The sequence below is a fragment of the Streptomyces sp. NPDC079020 genome, from assembly GCF_044542225.1.
Classification (GTDB): domain Bacteria; phylum Actinomycetota; class Actinomycetes; order Streptomycetales; family Streptomycetaceae; genus Streptomyces.
The window spans coordinates 268,185-285,301 of record NZ_JBITUB010000006.1 but is presented as its reverse complement, the minus strand read 5'-3'; the positions used below and the strand labels follow the sequence as shown (position 1 = coordinate 285,301).

Sequence of the window (17,117 nt, the reverse complement as noted above, 5' to 3'; positions counted from 1 at the left end):
ACCGTACCGAGCGCGGGGACGAGGCGGTTTCAGCGCCGCGCCAGTGCCAGCAGGCTCAGGCCGAACATCAGGACACCCAGGGGGAGATGGACGGACGGTACGTGTGCGATGCCGAGCACGACCTGGGCCGAGGCGAGGGCGAGGAAGCCGGTCGCGTACCAGATGGGCCGGGACGATCCGCCGCCCGGCTTCCAGGCCAGCACCGCCGCGAGCACGTACAGCATCGACGCCCCGTACATCACGCGAGCTCCGGCGCTGTGCAGGCTTTCGCCGTAGGACGAGGACAGCAGCAGTCCGGCGGAGACCGCCTGAAGAAAGATGGTCAGGGTCTGCACGCCGATCGCTGTCCGCAGAAACGTGAAGTGGTGCTGTGCCGTCGCCCGGTTCGCCATGCCGCAGTCCCCTTTTCCCGCCCCGGGGGCGGTAGGTCGATAAGGTCTCACCGGTCCGACGACGCGGGCCCGCGAAAGGTAAGGCGAGGGGGCGGCCGGAGCATGGGGACGGCTGGGACGGGCGCCGACGGGGCGGCTGGTGAGTGGCGCCGGCTGATGAACGTGGCCTACCGGTTGCTCGGTTCGCCGGCCGAGTCCGAGGACGCCGTGCAGGAGGCCTACGCGCGCTGGTACGCGCTGCCGCGAAGCAGGCGGGACGAGATCGTGTCGCCCGGCGCCTGGCTGACGACGGTGACCGGCCGCATCTGCCTGGACGTGCTCGGTTCGGCCCGCGCCCGGCGTGAACGCTATGTCGGAGCGTGGCTGCCCGATCCGCTGCCCGACCGCGCGGAGTGGGACACCGGCCGTGGCGGCGCCGACCCCGTCGACCAGTTGGTCCTGGACGAATCGGTGACCATGGCCTTCCTCGTCGTCCTGGAGTCGATGACCCCTGCCGAGCGGGTGGCGTTCGTCCTGCACGACGTCTTCCGGTACCCCTTCGCCGAGATCGCCGGCATCCTCGGCCGGACGCCCGCGGCCTGCAAGCAGCTCGCGGCCTCCGCCCGGCGGCGGGTGCGCGGCGCGCGGACCCCGGTGACGGCGGCCGGGCAGGCCGATGTGGTGCGGCAGGTCAAAGAGGCGTGGGAGACCAAGAACATCGCGGCGCTCGTCGACCTTCTCGACCCGGCGGCCGTGATGACCGCCGACGGCGGCGGCCTGGTCGGCACGGTCCTGCGCCCGGTCGAAGGCGGTGCGCAGATCGCCCGGTACATGGTCGCCATCGCCGACAGGGCTCCGGGGCTCGAACTCCTGGAGCGGTCGGTCAGCGGTGTGCCGGGCCTGGTGGCCCGGCGTGCCGGTGCCGTCGTGACCGTGGCGTCGTTCGAGGTCGCCGATGGCCGCGTCACCCGGATCTGGGCGGTCCGCAATCCGGAGAAGCTGTGGCCGTGGGCGCAGGACGGGGCGGGGCAGGAGGGGGCGGGGCGCGGCGCGGGCGGGGAGGCCGGTGGTGCGTCCACAGCACGGTGATGGGGGGCGGCAGCCGGGTCCCGGTGATCGCCCAACTGGTCCGGACCGACGAGGACATGGTGCGGGAGGTGATCCAGCGGTGCAACGAGATCGGCAGCGCCTGCCTGGAGCCTGGACCGCATCCGTAGCGAAGCGGACATCCGCCGGGACGGCGGACCACTACCGGCAACGGCTTGACCACGTGCCCGGCCACAGCACTACGCGCTCGCGGCCTCCGCCAGGACGCGGGCGAGTTCGCGGGGACGGGTGGTCATCGGCCAGTGGCCCGAGTCGAGGTCCACGTACGTGAGGTGGGTGGCGCGGGCGAGGTCGGGGCTCTCACCGGCGGCGATCCACTCCTTGGCCTGGGCGGGGGTGAACTCGGGGCAGACGACCACGACGGGAACGTCGAAGCGGCGCTCGTCGGTCAGGCGCACGACTCCCCTCGCGACCTTTTCGGGGACCGGGACGGCGGCGGACGCGAAGCGGTGCCGGGCCCGCTGGTCCAGGTCGGCGGAGTCCGCTCCCTCGAAGGGGCCCCAGCCCGGGAAGGGCATGGCGCCGTCCTCCATCGCGAAGTGATCGGCGTAGGCCCGCCCGTCGGCGGCGGGGAAGCCGCCGATCAGGGCGACCCTGGCCACCTTCTCCGGTCGCGCGTCGGCGGCCAGCCAGGCCAGGCTCGACGCGGCGGAGTGCCCCACCACCAGAGGCTTCCCGGGCGACGCGTCAACGGCGGCGATCACCGCTGCCAGCTGGTCGTCGAGCGTCGCGAAGGTGGTGCCGTCGCCCTGGCCGGGGAGCGTGAGCGGCACGGGACGGTGGCCGAGCGCGGTGAGTTCGGGCACGACGTCGTCCCACGCGGATCCTTCGAGCCACAGGCCGGCAATGAGCAGGATGTCCACGGTTGTTCTCCCGGAGTGGAGTCGGATCTGGCTGCCGGCACGTTATCGGGAGGCTCTGACAACGGGCTCCGGTCACCCCGACCCGGCGAACCTCTCCGGTCACGGCGCTATGGCCCTGTCCGGCGGATCATTCTCTACGGCGGGTGAACACCGGGAAGGGATCCGCCGGATGCGGAGGGGAACGGGGCATCAGGCCATTGCGAACTTGGCAACGTATTCGTCGAAGGGCTCGATGCCGACTTTTGCACGGAGTTCGTCCATGCGCTCGGGCTCTTCACAGGGCCAGGGAAGCGGTGCCCCGTCCTTCACGCCGGCGGTTGGCCCGCTGGTTCTTCGGCTCGGGGATGGTGTGCCTGATCCGCCGCCTGCGCGGGTAGCAGCGGTTGCGGCGGGAGGAATGTGCTTTGTCGCCGCCGAGATGGTCCGGGCGGGTGCGAGGGTGCCCATTCCTCGTCCGGCGCCGAAGGGGAGGCGCTTTCTAAGAGGCGGGGGACTGCTCGGCGTTGACCCCGGCATCCGGCGCCCCGCTGGGAGCGTGCGCCTCTCCCCACTGCTGGGCGTCCGGCCTGCGCTGGGGAATGAGGAAGGTCGCCAACATTCCGAGCGCCAGCAGAGCGGCGCAGGTGTAGCCGTTGATCCGGAGCGCGTGGGACATGGCATCACGCGCAGCGGCAGCGGCCGATGCCGTCTGCGGGTTCTGACTCAGTCCCGAGATCATCGCGCCGGCGCTGTCAGAGACAGTCGAAGACAGTTGGTCTGCTCCGGGTGCGGACGTTCCCTGCTGGACAAGCCGATCCGACAGGTCGGAGGCCAGCGCCGTGAAGAACGTCGACGTCAGAATCGCGATGCCGAGCGCGGAGCCGAGTTGACGCGCGGCGCTCTGGATTCCGGATCCCTGGCCGGCCTGCCGCGGCGGCACGTCCGCCAGGACGACATTGGTGACCTGCGCGGTGGCAAAACCGACCCCCATTCCATACAGGAACAGGGCGATACCGATGACCCACCACTGGGAGTCGCTGCTGGCCAGGAGGCCGAACATCAACAGCCCGATGGCCTCAAGGGCCAGGCCGATCCGGACCAGGCCGACAGGGCCGGTCTTTTCGGCCATGCCGAAGCTCGCACCGCTCGCGAAGAAACTGCCGATCGCGACGACGAAGACCATCAGTCCGGTCTGGAGCGCGGAATACCCCAAGGTGTACTGGAGCCACAGGGGCAGAACAGCGAGGATGCCGAACTCGGCCAGTGCGATGATCAGCGTCGCGATGTTGCCTGTGCTGAAGGACTTGATGCCGAACAACGACGTGTCCATCAGCGGCGCTGTGCCGTTCTTGCGGGTCAACCGAACCTGCAGGACCAGGAAGAGCACGAGGCACACCACTGAGATGACCAGAGCGGCCGGGATGACCGACAGGTTCACCTCGTCCCCGAAAGGACCGAAGCTCTTCTGCGGCTGCCACCATCCGTAGTTGCGTCCCTCGATCAGCCCGAACGCGAGAAGTCCGAGGCCCAGCACCGACAGCACTCCGCCGGCTGCGTCGATCCTGGCCGGTTGCCGAGGAGACTTCTGCAGGAACTTCATGACGCCCACCAGGATCAGCAGCACGACGAAGATGTTGATGCCGAAGGCCCACCGCCAGGAGTACTCGGCGAGCCAGCCGCCCAGCAACGGTCCGACCGCGGCGGCCGCTCCGATCGTGGATCCCCAGACGGCGAAGGCCTTGCCGCGGTCCGGCCCCCGGAAGGTCATGTTGAGCAAAGCCAGCGATGTCGGCATCACGATCGCGCCACCGATGCCCTGCACGAACCGGCTGGTGATCAGGAAATCCCCGGTGGGCGACAACGCGGCGGCGACGCTCGCCAGCCCGAAGACCATGGTCCCGATCAGGAACAGCCTGCGTGCCCCCACGACGTCCGAGATACGACCCATCACCAGCAGCAGAGCGGCTAAGGTGATCGCGTAGGACTCTTGGATCCACTGGGCTCCGGAAGCCGAGATCTTCAGGTCGCCGATGATCGGCGGCATCACCACGTTGACGATGGTGAAGTCCACGACCACCAGCGACACACCCAGGGAAATGGCGACCAAGCCCAGCCATGCGTCCCGGCTGGTCGGTGAGGGCCGAGTTGGTGTTTCAGACACTGCGTTCCGCCATTCTGTTCGATGCAACGCACCCGGTTCGGTCGCCGAGGGCGAGGTAGTGGGGCTGACGGGGACGCATCTCGCCCCCCCTGACCCCGGGGCACCATGACAGAAGAAGAGGACGCATTCTGACCTCTACTGACACCAATCCGGAGGACGATCCGTGATCGCCAGCCGAACGCTGGAGCTCCTCAGCCTGCTTCAGGCCCAGAAGGAGTGGACCGGCGACGGGCTGGCTCAGCGGCTGGGTGTGTCCCCACGGACCGTCCGGCGCGATATCAACCGGCTCCGCGAACTCGGTTACCCCGTCACGGCGACAAAAGGTCCCTCCGGCTACTACCGGTTGTCCCGCGGAGCGCGTCTGCCTCCATTGATCATCGATGACGAGCAGGCCATTGCCATCGCGCTGTCCCTTCAGACAGCGCCGGCCTCAGTGACCGGTATGGGTGACGCCACGAAGCGTGCACTGAACTCCATCAGAGAGCTACTGCCGCCCCACCTGGCCCGCCGCCTTGCGACCTTCTCCGTCGAACAGATCGAGAACGCCTGGGAGCTTGCTCCGCCCCAAGTCGATCCCGCCCTGCTGGCCCAGCTGAGCGCCGCCGCACAACAACGTGACCTCGTGAGGTTCTCCTACCGGTTCATCAACCTCGACCCGGTGGAGGACAGCGAGGTCCTGGCCGAACCCCACCGGCTCGTCGTCTGGTCCGGACGCTGGTACATGGTGGCCTACGACCAGCTGAGGAACTCCTGGCACACCTACCGGCTCGACCGCATCAGAGGCCTGGCCCCCACCGCCTGGAGATTCGGCCAGCGGGACGTGCCCGAGGCGGACATCACCCGCTTCGTCCAGAGCCAGCCCGATCGCGGTGACGCCCCGGACACCTGGCCGTGCTGGGGCGCCGTCCTGATGGAGTGTCCCGCCACGCTGGTGGCGAAATGGGCACCAGGCGCGGCAAGTTTCGAAGCGATCGACGAGCAGATCACCCGGATTCGGATGGGTGCCTGGTCGTGGTCAGCGCTCATCGGCTTCCTGGTTACCTTCAACTGCCGGTTCACCGTCGAAGGCCCGCCCGAACTCGCGGAAGCGGCCCGCAAAGTGATCGGCCGCCTTGACGTCGAGATACCCCGGACCGGCAGGCACTCGGGGCCTTCAGCCGGAATCACCGCTAGCGCGCCCTCGTGACGAGGGCCAGGAAGACCGACACGTTCCGGATCATCTCCACGGGGAGCCTGGCCCACGGCTTTCCCTCGCCGCGCCGGTGTATCTCCAGCCAGCCGTGTGCGACCGTGACCCGTCCGACCTCGGACCAGTCGAGCCGCTGGTCGAGGTGCCCCACACCGGCGGGATCGAGGTGGGCGCCGAGGAAGTCGATCCGTTCGCCGGCCTTGAGCCGGTCGCTGTCCTGGGGCAGCCGTACGCGCGTGAAGGCCTTGTCCAGTTCGTCGGTGAACCGGGCGACGCCCTGGTACGCGTCGTTCACCACGATCTCGGTGCCCTCGTGGGGAAGCACCCGGAGTTCGTGTGTGGTGGCGCTGGTGATCCCGTTCGTCACTTTGGTACTGCTCCGCCAGATGCCGTCGATCTCGTCCCAGGCGTACGCCTCCGGCACCTGTCCGGCGACCTGCCGCACGATGCCGTTCCGGTAGTGGCCCACCCAGACCTGTGGCTGCCGCCTCGTGAGCGCGAGGAAGAGGAAGTACCCGGCTGCGGCGAGCACGGCGGCCGCCAGGAGGAGCAGCGGCAGCGCGAAGTACCAGGCGTCGCCGTTCCGCAGGTTCTCCGCCAGGGCCGAGACGCCCAGCCAGAGCACCAGCAGTCCGATCAGCGCCGGCAGCACCACCACGATCCACGGGAAGCTCTTGGGGTCGGTCCGCACCAGCCCCTCGCGCGGACCGAGTCCGAGATCCCGCGCGACTCTGCCCATGGCGGGTGGAACAGGAGTGGAATCACGATCCGACACAAGCCCCCCAAGGCCAGACAGCAGACGCCCACTGTAAGGGAGCGGGGACGGTCCGAGAAGAGCGCGCAGCCCCGCTGTGCGCCCGCCCGTTGGGCCTCGCGTCGTCCCGCCGTCAGTAACGCGCCGTGAACCGGCGTGCGCCTGGCCGATAGTCTCCGGGAACGTGTGTTCAGGCTGATGACCCTGGAGGTGCCCTCATGGCCGTCGAGTGGGTTCGACTCACGCTGGATCTCGATGCGTTCGACGATGCGCGATTCGAGCCCCGCCTCCGGAGCTGCCGGCAGACCGGAATCGAGTTCACGACGCTGGCAGACCTCGGCGACACGGCCGAAAACCGGCGTGCGCTCTACGAGTTGAACAAGACGTGCTCCGCCGACATACCGGAGCGCGGGGAGTTCTACACGTACGACGAGTACCTCTCCCGGCGCATCGAGATTCCGACCTACGATCCCCGGGGCGTCGTTCTCGCCCTGGACGGCGGGTCGTGGGTCGGCATGGCCACCACGTCGATCCAGCCCGAGGGGTACGCCTTCAGCGAGATGACCGGACTGCTGGCCGGCCACCGGGGGCGGGGTATCTCGCTGGCCATGAAGCTCCTGGCCATCGGTTTCGCGCGTTCCCACGGCGCGCATGTGCTGCGGACCTTCCACCACCCCGCCAACGCAGCGGCCATCGGCATGAACCGACGGCTCGGCTTCGTCGACGACGACGCGCCACGAGCCGCCGCCGTGTGAGGGACCGTGGCGGTCGCACGGGTCGCACAGGTCGCGCGGGGTCGCACGGGTCGCACGGGTCGCGCGGTCGCGCGGGTCGCTCGCCGTTGCGGGAGCTGCCCTGACCACCTCAACCCGCGGACCGGTGGTGTCGGGACGCTCTCCGGGTGCCTTCGCGACCGCCCCGGCCGGAAGCGCGGCTGACAACCGGCTGTCCCGCCGGTCCCGGCGGGGTCGGCTGTCCCGCCCGGTCCCGGCGGGGTCGCCCCGCCCACGCGGGGCAGCCGGTCCCGGCCCGGTCACCCGGCCGCCGTGCGGATCATCTCCATCAGCAGTCCGTGGGTCTCGGAGTCGGCCGCCGCCACGAGCCCGCGCCCCGCTCGCCCGACCGGGGCGCCGTCGATGCCGGTGACCACGCAGCCCGCGGCCCTGCACAGGGCGATCCCGGCAGCGAAGTGCACGCTCTCCGAGAGGTCACCGCCATCGGTGATGTACGCGGCACGCCTGCCCGCTGCGACCCAGGCCAGCGCCAGCGTCGTGGACACGACCCTCGGGCGGAACCGGTCGACGAACGCCGGGTCGGCCAGCAGGTCCACGGCCCGGAACCCGGGTGCGCCCGGGAACGGCGGATCGAGATTGACGTCCACCAGCCGGGTGCCGGACGTGGGCGCCAGCCGTGTGTCCGCCCCGTCCCGCCGTACCCAGGCGGTCCTGCCGTCCGTCGCGAAGACCTCGCCGCTGAACGGGTCGGCCACCGCCGCCGCCCCGTCGCGCAGGGCCACGTTGACGGCCACCAGCATGTTGCCGACCGCGTAGTTCAACGTGCCGCACAGGGGATCCACCAACCACCGGCGTCCGGCGTCGGCGGCACCGTGCCGCCCGCCCTCCTCGCCGAGCACCGCGTCGTCGGGCCGCGCGGCACGGATGACATCGAGGATCGCCCGCTCCGCCTCCACATCGGCGGCGGTCGCGAAGTCGCCGCCCCCCTTGTCGATACGGGAGAGCGGCCGACCGTACAGGGCGCGCACCACATCCGCCCCGGCCCGCGCGCCCGCTGTCGCGACCTCGGAATCGTCGGCATCCGTCAGGGAGTTGATCACACCGCCCAGGGTATCGAGGCGACGTCACCGGCCCGCCGCGTCGGGTACGCCGGAGGGCGGCCCGGCTCGGCGGAACTCGTGGACCACCTGAATCACGCCGACGATATGGGAGTTGAACTCCTCCAGCTCCTCGGAGGGCACCCAGAGTTCGAGGATCGTGCGTCCCCCGGCCTGCTGGACGGGGTACCGGCTCAGGAACTCCGACTCGACGTCGAACCGGGTGACGAACCCGGCGCCGTCGTGCTTCACGTTCCAGTCCCGCGCGATCCTGATCGCGTAGTCCTCGTTGAGGACCGGGTAGAAGATCGGCTGTTCGGGCAGCCTGGGCGGCCAGGCACGCCAGCCGAGCTCGCGGACCAGGTCCAGTTCCCCGGGGCCGGTGGGCCGCCACAAGGTCGTCACTGCTCGCCGGGCGGTCATCCGCATCGCTCTCCGTACGTGCGCCGCCGGTGCGGCGCGTCGTGGGGCCGGACGTTACCGGCACCACGAGCCGCGGGACCACACGGTTTCCGCGGGACCACACGGTTCCGCGGGACCTGGCGGCTTTCCGGCCCCACCACACCCTTCAAGCGATCACAGGTCACCCTTTAGGCTGGGCCGATGTCCGACAACGCCGTACCACCGGGCGGCCCGGGAACCGAAAAGGGCTCCGAAGGAGCCGAGTTGCCCGCGGTCCTGCGGATCGCCGGGCTCGCGCTGGAGCGGACGGAGAGCCCGGCGTCGCTGGCCTGCTGGACCGGCTGCTTCCCGGCCCCGGCGGGCGCGGAGCCGGCCGGGGTGAGCCTGGTGATGGAGCCGGCCGCCCCGCCGGACGAGTCCGCCCTCCGGCTCGCCCACGACGTGGTGAGCCGTTTCGACGTCCTCGTCGGCCGGGCCGTGGAGTACTGCCGTACCCGGCTCCGGGAACCGCAGTTCGCCCTCACCGCCGAGGAACTGGGCTGGCTGGACCTGCCGGAGCTGCCCCTGGCGGTTCCGGAGGCGACCGTGTGGGCCGACCGGACCTGGGCGATCCGCTTCGCCGAGAGCCGTTTCCGGCTGGCGGAGCCCCACGGAATCCTCGTGACCTTCGAGGGAACACGGCCCGTCGACGTGCAGGGGCTCGACGACGAGCGGTGACCCCGCCCGTGGGCCGTGGGCCATGGCCCGTTTCCCCGTGCCCCGTCGTCAGGCGCTCCGCGGCCGCGTCAGACGTACGGGCAGCGTGTGGGGGCCGTTCATGATGAAGGACGCCAGCGGCACCAGCTCGTCGTCCGGCACCGCGATCTCCAGATCGGGGAACCGTTCGAACAGCGCGGGCAGCGCGATCGCGACCTCCATCCGGGCCAGCGGCGCGCCGATGCAGAAGTGCGCTCCGTGGCCGAACGAGAGGTGCGCCTTGTTGGTACGGGTGATGTCGAAGAGGTCCGCGTCCTCGCCGTGCAGCTGCGGATCGCGGCCCGCCGCGGCGAAGCCCATGAGGACCGGGTCGCCCTCGCGGATCGTCACCCCGCCGAGCTCGATGTCCTCGGTCGCGAACCGGAACGGCAGCTGGTTGATCGGCGACTGCACCCGCAGGGCCTCTTCGGTGACCTGGTCCCAGGAGGCCTCGCCGCTCATCGCCATCGCCAGCTGGTCGGGATGGGCCAGCAGATTGCGGACCGCGTGGCACAGGAGGTTCATCACCGTCTCGGAGCCCGCTCCGAGCATCAGGAACAGGGTGCCGACCAGCTCCTCGTGGGTCAGCCGCTGTCCCTCGTACGCCGCGTCCATCAGCACGCTGGTCAGGTCGTCGCCCGGCGCCCCGCGCTTCGCGTCGACGAGGTCCCCCAGCGCCTGGTGCCAGTGCGCGACGTTGGCCGCGGCCTCCTCCTCCGTGAGCGACGTGCTGGTGGTCACCTCGCCACCGCGCAGTACCTCGGCGCGGGACTCGGCCGGAACACCGAACAGGTCGCAGATCACGGCGGCGGGCAGGGCATAGGCGAAGCGGCCCTTCAGGTCGATGACCTCCCCGGGCGGCACGGCCGCCAGGGCCTCGATGAGCTCCGTGGTGATCTTCTCGACCAGCGGCCGGGTCTCGCCCACCCGGCACTCGCCGCCGAGGACAGGACCGCGCTCGTCCTGCGCTGTCTGGCCGGACTCACCACACCCGAGGTGGCGCGGGCCTTCCTGGTGCCGACCACCACCATGGCCCAGCGGATCGTGCGGGCGAAGAAGAAGATCCGCGAGGCCCGTATCCCGTTCCGGGTGCCCGGCGCCGACGAGCTGCCGGAACGGCTGCCCGGAGTGCTCCAGGTCCTCTACTCGATCTTCACCGAGGGGTACGCCGCCAGCTCCGGACCGAGTCTCCAGCGGCCGGATCTGGCCGAGGAGGCGATCCGGCTGGCCCGGATCCTGCGCCGGCTGCTGCCCGCCGAACGGGAGACCGCCGGGCTCCTCGCCCTGATGCTGCTCGTCCACGCCCGGCGCGACGCCCGCAGCGGGCCGGACGGTGAGCCGGTGCTCCTCGACGAGCAGGACCGGGGGCGCTGGGACCGGGGCATGATCGAGGAGGGGCGCGGTCTGGTGGTCGACGCGCTGACCGGCGGACCGGCCGGGCCGTACGGGGTGCAGGCCGCCGTGGCCGCACTGCACGACGAGGCGCCGGACGTCGCGCGCACGGACTGGCCGCAGATCGTCGCGCTGTACGACGTGCTGCTCGCCCTCGCCCCGTCCCCGGTGGTCGCGCTGAACCGGGCCGTGGCGGTGGCGATGCGGGACGGCCCGGAGGCGGGTCTCGCGCTGCTCGACGCGCTCGCCGGGGAGCCGAGGCTGCGCGCGTACCCGCCGTACCCGGCCGCGCGGGGCGACCTGCTGTGCCGCCTGGAGCGCTTCGGCGAGGCGGCAGCCGCCTACCGGGAAGCGCTGGAACTCCCGGGCACCGCCCCGGAGAAGGCCGCGCTGCGCCGCCGCCTCGCGGAGGCCGAGCGGGGCGGGGGAGCGCCCGGGGCGCAGCCCGGCCCGTAGCCCGGCGCGCGGCGGGAGCGGCGGGGGCCACGGGGGTGGCGGGACCGGCCTTGGCCGGAAACATCCTCTTGACCCGACCATGTCACGACACGACCATATGCGCGTCGCACAGGTCCATCCCCCCACTCACGGACTCAGGAGACTGCCAGCATGCGACTCGTCAGCGCACGGAAACCCCGACCGACGAAAACCAGACGGAACGCCACCATTGCCGTCCTGCTCGCCCTTGGCCTCGCCGCTCCCGTCTCCGCCGTCGCCAGTGCCGACACCTCGGCGCGGAGCGCGGTCGTCGCGGCGGACGAGCAGACCTCGCAGTACGAGATCACCGGGCGCACCACCGCTGTCGCCCGCACCGAGATCGCCCACGCCGGGGTCTCGATCGACGAGGTGCACGACCACGGCATCGTGATCACCGCGGACGCCGCCCAGGCCAGGAAGCTGCGGGCGCGCGGCCATGTTCTGGAGGCTCTTCCCGCGCCGGAGGCCGAACCCGTCGCGCCGGGCGGCGCCGGTGTGCTCGACTTCCCGCCGTCCGACTCCGGGTACCACAACTACGCCGAGATGAGCGCGGAGATCGACGCGCGCATCGCCGCGTACCCCTCGATCATGAGCAAGCGGGTGATCGGGAAGACCTATCAGGGCCGGGACATCGTCGCGATCAAGGTCAGCGACAACGTCGGCACGGACGAGGCCGAGCCCGAGGTCCTCTTCACCGCCCATCAGCACGCCCGCGAGCACCTGACCGTCGAGATGGCGCTCTACCTGCTCCGTGAGCTCGGTGAGGACTACGGCACCGACTCCCGCGTCACCCAGGCCGTCAACGGCCGCGAGCTGTGGATCGTGCCGGATGTGAACCCCGACGGCGGGGAGTACGACATCGCGTCGGGTTCGTACCGCAGCTGGCGCAAGAACCGGCAGCCCAACTCCGGCTCCACCTCCGTGGGAACGGACCTCAACCGCAACTGGGCCTTCAAGTGGGGCTGCTGCGGCGGCTCGTCCTCCAGCACCTCCTCGGAGACCTACCGCGGTGCCTCGGCCGAGTCCGCGCCCGAGACCAAGGTCGTCGCCGACTTCGTCCGCAGCCGGGTGGTCGGCGGGAAGCAGCAGATCACGGCGGGCATCGACTTCCACACGTACAGCCAGCTGGTGCTGTGGCCGTTCGGCTACACGTACAGCGACACCGCCGCCGGCATGACGGCCGACGACCGCAACGCGTTCGCCGCCGTCGGCCAGAAGATGGGCGCGAGCAACGGCTACACCGCCGAGCAGTCCAGTGACCTCTACATCACCGACGGGTCGATCGACGACTGGCTGTGGGGCTCGCAGAAGATCTTCGCGTACACCTTCGAGATGTATCCCGGGTCCGCCTCGGGCGGCGGCTTCTACCCGCCCGACGAGGTGATCGAGCGGGAGACGTCGCGCAACCGGGACGCGGTGCTCCAGCTGATCGAGAACGCCGACTGCATGTACCGGTCGATCGGCAAGGAGGCGCAGTACTGCGCCTGACGGCCGCGGGCGCGCGCGGGGCGTGCGGCATATCCAGGGCGCACCGGAGGGTACGGAACCGGTGCGCCCGAAGGTGGCCGATACCTCCCGCGCGCTCCCCCGCCCACGACGAGGCTGCGGCCTTAGGGTGCCGATATGTGCGGAATCGTGGGTTACGTCGGTAGGCAGTCGGCGCAGGATGTCGTCGTCGCAGGTCTCAAGCGCCTCGAATACCGGGGCTACGACTCGGCGGGTGTCGCCGTTCTCGCGGACGGCGGGCTGGCCGCCGCGAAGCGGGCGGGCAAACTCGTCAATCTGGAGAAGGAGCTGAAGGACCGGCCCCTTCCGGCCGGGAACACCGGCATCGGGCACACCCGGTGGGCCACCCACGGGGCGCCCAACGACACCAACGCGCACCCGCATCTGGACAACGCGGGCCGGGTCGCCGTCGTGCACAACGGGATCATCGAGAACTTCGCCGCGCTCCGGCGCGAGCTCGCCGGGCGCGGGCACACGCTGGGCTCGGAGACCGATACCGAGGTGGTCGCCCATCTGCTGGCCGAGGCGTTCTCCGGCTGCGGGGAGCTGGCGGAGGCCATGCGCCGGGTGTGCCGGCGGCTGGAGGGGGCCTTCACCCTCGTCGCCGTGCACGCCGATCAGCCCGATGTGGTGGTGGGCGCCCGGCGGAACTCACCGCTCGTCGTGGGCGTGGGGGAGGGCGAGTGGTTCCTCGCCTCCGATGTCGCCGCCTTCATCGCGCACACCCGGGCGGCGGTCGAACTGGGCCAGGACCAGGTCGTCGAGCTGAGCCGGGCGGGCGTCGTCGTCACCGGGTTCGACGGGCGGACCGCCGAGGTGCGTGAGTACCACGTGGACTGGGACGCCTCCGCCGCCGAGAAGGGCGGCTACGACTACTTCATGCTCAAGGAGATCGCCGAGCAGCCCAAGGCGGTCGCGGACACCCTGCTCGGACGGACCGACCAGGAGGGTTCCCTGCTGCTGGACGAGGTGCGCATCGCGCCCGGCGTGCTCCGGGAGATCGACAAGGTCGTCGTCGTGGCCTGCGGGACCGCCTTCCACGCCGGGATGATCGCCAAGTACGCCATCGAGCACTGGACCCGGCTGCCCTGCGAGACCGAACTCGCCAGCGAGTTCCGCTACCGCGACCCGATCCTCGACCACCGCACCCTCGTCATCGCCATCTCGCAGTCCGGCGAGACCATGGACACGCTCATGGCCGTGCGGCACGCCCGCGAGCAGGGCGCCAAGGTCCTCGCCATCTGCAACACGAACGGCTCGACCATCCCCCGGGAGTCCGACGCCGTCCTCTACACGCACGCCGGGCCCGAGGTCGCCGTCGCCTCCACCAAGGCCTTCCTCACCCAGCTGGTCGCCTGCTACCTCGTCGCCCTCTACCTCGGGCAGGTGCGCGGGACGAAGTGGGGCGACGAGATCCGGACCGTCGTACGCCAGCTCTCCGCGGTCTCCGGACAGGTCGAGCAGGTCCTCGCGACCATGGAGCCCGTGCGCGAACTGGCCCGGTCCGTCGCCGACAAGAACACCGTGCTGTTCCTCGGGCGCCACGTCGGCTACCCGGTCGCCCTCGAAGGCGCGCTGAAGCTCAAGGAACTCGCCTACATGCACGCCGAGGGCTTCGCCGCCGGTGAGCTCAAGCACGGGCCGATCGCGCTCATCGAGAAGGATCTGCCGGTCGTCGTGATCGTGCCCTCACCCCGCGGCCGTTCCCTGCTCCACGACAAGATCGTGTCGAACATCCAGGAGATCAGGGCCCGCGGCGCCCGCACCATCGTCATCGCCGAGGAGGGCGACGAGGCCGTCGCCCCGTACGCCGACCATCTCATCACCATCCCCATTACGCCTACGCTGCTTCAGCCGCTGGTCTCCACCGTGCCCTTGCAGGTCTTCGCCTGCGAACTCGCGACGGCCCGCGGCAACGAGGTGGACCAGCCGCGCAATCTGGCGAAGTCCGTCACCGTGGAGTGAGTGGAGTGGGACGGCAGTGGCGACCAGCACGACCAGGGGAATGGCGAGGGTGAGTTCGTGATCATCGGGGTGGGGATCGACGTGGCCGAGATCGAGCGCTTCGGCGCCGCACTGGAGCGTACGCCCCAGATGGCCCAGCGGCTGTTCGTGGAAAGGGAGTTGACGCTGCCCAGCGGGGAGCGGCGCGGTATCGCGTCGCTGGCCGCCAGGTTCGCGGCCAAGGAGGCCCTGGCGAAGGCGCTCGGCGCGCCCGCCGGGCTGCTCTGGACCGACGCGGAGGTCTGGGTCGAGGACAGCGGGCAGCCCCGGCTGCGGGTGAGCGGCTCGGTCGCGGCGCGCGCCGCCGAACTCGGCGTACGGAGCTGGCACGTCTCCCTCAGCCATGACGCGGGGGTGGCGTCGGCCGTGGTGATCGCGGAGGGTTGACCGTATGCGACGTGCGTACAGCGTGGAGACCGTACGGGCCGCCGAGGCGGCACTCATCTCACGGCTGCCGGAGGGCGCCCTGATGCAGCGGGCCGCCGCCGGGCTCGCCGTGGCCTGCGGCGATCTGCTCCGCCGCAACGGGCGGGTGTACGGCTCCCGGGTCCTGCTCCTCGTCGGCAGCGGCGACAACGGCGGCGACACGCTGTACGCGGGGGCCCGGCTGGCCCGGCGGGGCGCGGGGGTACGGGCCCTGCTGACCTCGCCGGACAAGGTCCACGCCGCTGGGCTCGCCGCGCTGGAGGCGGCCGGCGGGCAGGTGCTCGACAGCCCGGACGGGCTCGGCGCCGTCGATCTGATCGTGGACGGCATCACCGGGATCGGCGGACGCGGCGGGCTGCGCCCGGAGGCCGCAGCGCTGCTGCGGGCGCTGGCCGGCTCACGGGCCCCGGTCCTCGCGGTGGACCTGCCCAGCGGGGTGGAGGCCGACAGCGGGGAGATCCACGGGACGGCCGTGCGGGCGGACGCGACGGTCACCTTCGGCACGTACAAACCGGGGCTGCTCATCGACCCGGCCGCCGAACGGGCGGGCGCCCTGCGGCTCGTCGACATCGGCCTGGGGCCCGAACTGCCCGAGCCGCCGGACCTGGAGGCGCTGCAGTACGCGGACGTGGCGGCGCTGCTGCCGGTCCCGGGCGGGGAGAGCGACAAGTACCGGCGCGGGGTCGTCGGCGTCGTCGCCGGGTCGGAGCGCTACCCGGGCGCCGCGGTGCTCGCGGTCGCGGGCGCGCTGCGGGGCGGCGCCGGGGCGGTGCGGTACGTGGGACCCGGCGCGGACGCGGTGATCGCCCGCCACCCGGAGGCGCTGGTGCACGCCGGGCCGCCGTCGCGGGCCGGGCGGGTGCAGGCCTGGGTGGTGGGGCCGGGGCTCGGTGACGGTACGGCGGCCGGGGCGGCGGTCGCCGATGTGCTGGCCTCGGACGTGCCGGTGCTCGTCGACGCGGACGGGCTGCGGCTGATGGACGCCGACGCCGTCCGTACGCGCGGCGCCGCCACCGTGCTCACCCCGCACGCCGGGGAGGCCGCCGCGCTGCTCGGCGTACCGCGCGAGGAGGTCGAGGCGGGCCGGCTCGCCGCCGTACGGGAGCTGGCCGCCCGCTACCGCGCCACGGTCCTGCTCAAGGGGTCGACGACCCTGGTCGCCGAGGCCCGCGACACACCCGTACGGGTCAACCCGACCGGCACGTCCTGGCTCGCCACCGCGGGCAGCGGGGATGTGCTGTCCGGGCTGACCGGGTCCCTGCTGGCCGCCGGGCTCGCCCCGCGCGACGCCGCGTCGGTGGGCGCCTATCTGCACGGCCTCGCGGCCCGGCACGGCTCGGACGGCGCACCGGTCGCCGCACAGGACGTCGCCGACCGCGTCCCGGCCGCCTGGCGCGACGTACGGGCCGGGTGAGGACGGCCGCCGGTTCCGGGCCGACGGCCGGGTGCTCCGGGCTGCGGGACGGGGGAGGCCGGTCCAGGGTGGAGACCGGGGCGTGAGCGGGAGCGGGCGAGAGGCGGTCGGTGCGGTGAGCGGTCCGGGTACGGATTCCGTACGTGTACGCAGGGTCTACGACCCGCCGGAGGACGGCGACGGCACCCGGGTGCTCGTCGACCGGCTCTGGCCCCGGGGCATGGCCAAGGGGCGGGCCGCGATCGATGTGTGGCTGAAGGACATCACCCCGTCCGACGAACTCCGCTCCTGGTACCACCAGGACCGCTCCGGCGCCCGGTACGACGGCTTCGTCGACCGCTACCGCACCGAGCTGGGCGACCCGGCCCACACCGAGGCCGTCGACCGGCTGGTCGCCCTGGTGCGCGGGGGCGGCCCGGTGACACTGATCACGGCCGTGAAGGACGTCTCCGTCAGTCATGTCCCGGTCCTGGTCGACCATCTGGAGCACGAGCTGAAGCGCCGCTGAC

The 17,117-nt window shown here is 71.4% G+C and carries 17 protein-coding genes and 2 pseudogenes; 11 read left to right on the top strand and 8 right to left on the bottom strand.

What is annotated here, in order from left to right:
- Positions 1-29: 29 nt before the first annotated feature.
- The gene (locus ACIGJO_RS15245) at positions 30-392 is read right to left on the bottom strand and encodes a hypothetical protein (protein ID WP_399957655.1); all 363 of its coding nucleotides are present in this window, start codon (positions 390-392) and stop codon (positions 30-32) included.
- A gap of 102 nt (positions 393-494) precedes the next feature.
- On the opposite strand from ACIGJO_RS15245, the gene sigJ reads away from it, so the two are divergent.
- Together sigJ and ACIGJO_RS15235 are read left to right on the top strand one after the other, a co-directional pair.
- Positions 495-1,460 (top strand): RNA polymerase sigma factor SigJ, encoded by a 966-nt coding sequence (sigJ, locus tag ACIGJO_RS15240; RefSeq protein ID WP_399957653.1) that lies wholly within the window; start codon positions 495-497, stop codon positions 1,458-1,460.
- Positions 1,460-1,588 (top strand): hypothetical protein, encoded by a 129-nt coding sequence (locus ACIGJO_RS15235; protein WP_399957650.1) that lies wholly within the window; start codon positions 1,460-1,462, stop codon positions 1,586-1,588. Before sigJ ends, ACIGJO_RS15235 begins: the two co-directional genes overlap by 1 nt.
- A 69-nt stretch (positions 1,589-1,657) precedes the next feature.
- Here ACIGJO_RS15235 and ACIGJO_RS15230 read toward each other — a convergent pair whose 3' ends face one another.
- From ACIGJO_RS15230 to ACIGJO_RS15220, 3 genes and pseudogenes are all read right to left on the bottom strand, one after another.
- Positions 1,658-2,341 carry an alpha/beta fold hydrolase gene (locus ACIGJO_RS15230; RefSeq protein WP_399957647.1) on the bottom strand — a complete coding sequence of 228 codons (684 nt, stop codon included), beginning with the start codon at positions 2,339-2,341 and terminating at the stop codon, positions 1,658-1,660.
- A gap of 298 nt (positions 2,342-2,639) precedes the next feature.
- Positions 2,640-2,798 (bottom strand): annotated as a pseudogene (locus ACIGJO_RS15225) (IS5/IS1182 family transposase); the annotation flags it as partial.
- 21 nt (positions 2,799-2,819) lie between these two features.
- Positions 2,820-4,391, bottom strand: a complete 1,572-nt coding sequence (locus ACIGJO_RS15220; protein ID WP_399957644.1) for an MFS transporter — start codon at positions 4,389-4,391, stop codon at positions 2,820-2,822.
- Positions 4,392-4,644: 253 nt separating this feature from the next.
- Between ACIGJO_RS15220 and ACIGJO_RS15215 the strand changes: the two genes are divergently transcribed.
- Positions 4,645-5,667, top strand: coding sequence for a helix-turn-helix transcriptional regulator (locus tag ACIGJO_RS15215; RefSeq protein WP_399957641.1), 1,023 nt, complete (start codon positions 4,645-4,647; stop codon positions 5,665-5,667).
- Here ACIGJO_RS15215 and ACIGJO_RS15210 read toward each other — a convergent pair.
- The gene (locus ACIGJO_RS15210) at positions 5,651-6,409 is read right to left on the bottom strand and encodes a DUF6585 family protein (RefSeq protein ID WP_399957639.1); all 759 of its coding nucleotides are present in this window, start codon (positions 6,407-6,409) and stop codon (positions 5,651-5,653) included. The genes ACIGJO_RS15215 and ACIGJO_RS15210 overlap by 17 nt on opposite strands.
- A 233-nt stretch (positions 6,410-6,642) precedes the next feature.
- Here ACIGJO_RS15210 and ACIGJO_RS15205 point away from each other — a divergent pair, with 233 nt between their 5' ends.
- Entirely contained in the window at positions 6,643-7,179 is a 537-nt protein-coding gene (locus ACIGJO_RS15205) for a GNAT family N-acetyltransferase (protein WP_399957636.1), read from the top strand.
- Positions 7,180-7,457: 278 nt separating this feature from the next.
- On the opposite strand, the gene ACIGJO_RS15200 is transcribed toward ACIGJO_RS15205, so the two are convergent.
- Both ACIGJO_RS15200 and ACIGJO_RS15195 read right to left on the bottom strand, forming a co-directional pair.
- Positions 7,458-8,258, bottom strand: coding sequence for an inositol monophosphatase family protein (locus ACIGJO_RS15200; RefSeq protein ID WP_399957631.1), 801 nt, complete (start codon positions 8,256-8,258; stop codon positions 7,458-7,460).
- A 24-nt stretch (positions 8,259-8,282) separates the two neighbouring features.
- Positions 8,283-8,678: a hypothetical protein gene (locus ACIGJO_RS15195; protein WP_399957628.1), complete on the bottom strand. Its 396-nt coding sequence runs from the start codon at positions 8,676-8,678 to the stop codon at positions 8,283-8,285.
- A gap of 180 nt (positions 8,679-8,858) precedes the next feature.
- Between ACIGJO_RS15195 and ACIGJO_RS15190 the strand changes: the two genes are divergently transcribed.
- A complete protein-coding gene (locus tag ACIGJO_RS15190; protein WP_399957625.1) occupies positions 8,859-9,374 on the top strand; it encodes a hypothetical protein in 516 nt (171 codons plus the stop codon).
- A 48-nt stretch (positions 9,375-9,422) separates the two neighbouring features.
- Here the strand turns inward: ACIGJO_RS15190 and ACIGJO_RS15185 are convergent, their stop codons facing one another.
- Positions 9,423-9,854 carry a cytochrome P450 gene (locus ACIGJO_RS15185; RefSeq protein WP_399958154.1) on the bottom strand — a complete coding sequence of 144 codons (432 nt, stop codon included), beginning with the start codon at positions 9,852-9,854 and terminating at the stop codon, positions 9,423-9,425.
- Positions 9,855-10,283: 429 nt separating this feature from the next.
- On the opposite strand from ACIGJO_RS15185, the pseudogene ACIGJO_RS15180 reads away from it, so the two are divergent.
- The 6 genes and pseudogenes from ACIGJO_RS15180 to ACIGJO_RS15155 form a co-directional block, all read left to right on the top strand.
- Positions 10,284-11,240 (top strand): annotated as a pseudogene (locus tag ACIGJO_RS15180) (RNA polymerase sigma factor); the annotation flags it as partial.
- A gap of 150 nt (positions 11,241-11,390) precedes the next feature.
- On the top strand, positions 11,391-12,746 hold the full coding sequence (locus ACIGJO_RS15175; RefSeq protein WP_399957617.1) for a M14 family metallopeptidase: 1,356 nt from the start codon (positions 11,391-11,393) through the stop codon (positions 12,744-12,746).
- A gap of 135 nt (positions 12,747-12,881) precedes the next feature.
- Entirely contained in the window at positions 12,882-14,729 is a 1,848-nt protein-coding gene (glmS, locus tag ACIGJO_RS15170) for a glutamine--fructose-6-phosphate transaminase (isomerizing) (protein WP_399957614.1), read from the top strand.
- A gap of 57 nt (positions 14,730-14,786) precedes the next feature.
- The gene (locus tag ACIGJO_RS15165) at positions 14,787-15,155 is read left to right on the top strand and encodes a holo-ACP synthase (protein ID WP_399958151.1); all 369 of its coding nucleotides are present in this window, start codon (positions 14,787-14,789) and stop codon (positions 15,153-15,155) included.
- Positions 15,156-15,159: 4 nt separating this feature from the next.
- Positions 15,160-16,608: an NAD(P)H-hydrate dehydratase gene (locus tag ACIGJO_RS15160; protein ID WP_399957611.1), complete on the top strand. Its 1,449-nt coding sequence runs from the start codon at positions 15,160-15,162 to the stop codon at positions 16,606-16,608.
- Between the two features lie 82 nt (positions 16,609-16,690).
- Entirely contained in the window at positions 16,691-17,116 is a 426-nt protein-coding gene (locus ACIGJO_RS15155) for a DUF488 domain-containing protein (protein WP_399957608.1), read from the top strand.
- Position 17,117 lies beyond the last annotated feature (1 nt).

Excerpts from the sequence above, each read along its gene's own strand:
- ACIGJO_RS15190 (WP_399957625.1), top strand. The coding sequence starts at position 8,859 with ATGTCCGACAACGCCGTACCACCGGGCGGCCCGGGAACCGAAAAGGGC.
- sigJ (WP_399957653.1), top strand. The coding sequence starts at position 495 with ATGGGGACGGCTGGGACGGGCGCCGACGGGGCGGCTGGTGAGTGGCGC.
- ACIGJO_RS15195 (WP_399957628.1), bottom strand. The coding sequence starts at position 8,678 with ATGACCGCCCGGCGAGCAGTGACGACCTTGTGGCGGCCCACCGGCCCC.
- ACIGJO_RS15185 (WP_399958154.1), bottom strand. The coding sequence starts at position 9,854 with ATGAGCGGCGAGGCCTCCTGGGACCAGGTCACCGAAGAGGCCCTGCGG.
- ACIGJO_RS15205 (WP_399957636.1), top strand. The coding sequence starts at position 6,643 with ATGGCCGTCGAGTGGGTTCGACTCACGCTGGATCTCGATGCGTTCGAC.
- ACIGJO_RS15175 (WP_399957617.1), top strand. The coding sequence starts at position 11,391 with ATGCGACTCGTCAGCGCACGGAAACCCCGACCGACGAAAACCAGACGG.
- ACIGJO_RS15160 (WP_399957611.1), top strand. The coding sequence starts at position 15,160 with ATGCGACGTGCGTACAGCGTGGAGACCGTACGGGCCGCCGAGGCGGCA.
- ACIGJO_RS15245 (WP_399957655.1), bottom strand. The coding sequence starts at position 392 with ATGGCGAACCGGGCGACGGCACAGCACCACTTCACGTTTCTGCGGACA.
- ACIGJO_RS15210 (WP_399957639.1), bottom strand. The coding sequence starts at position 6,409 with ATGGGCAGAGTCGCGCGGGATCTCGGACTCGGTCCGCGCGAGGGGCTG.
- glmS (WP_399957614.1), top strand. The coding sequence starts at position 12,882 with ATGTGCGGAATCGTGGGTTACGTCGGTAGGCAGTCGGCGCAGGATGTC.
- ACIGJO_RS15235 (WP_399957650.1), top strand. The coding sequence starts at position 1,460 with ATGGGGGGCGGCAGCCGGGTCCCGGTGATCGCCCAACTGGTCCGGACC.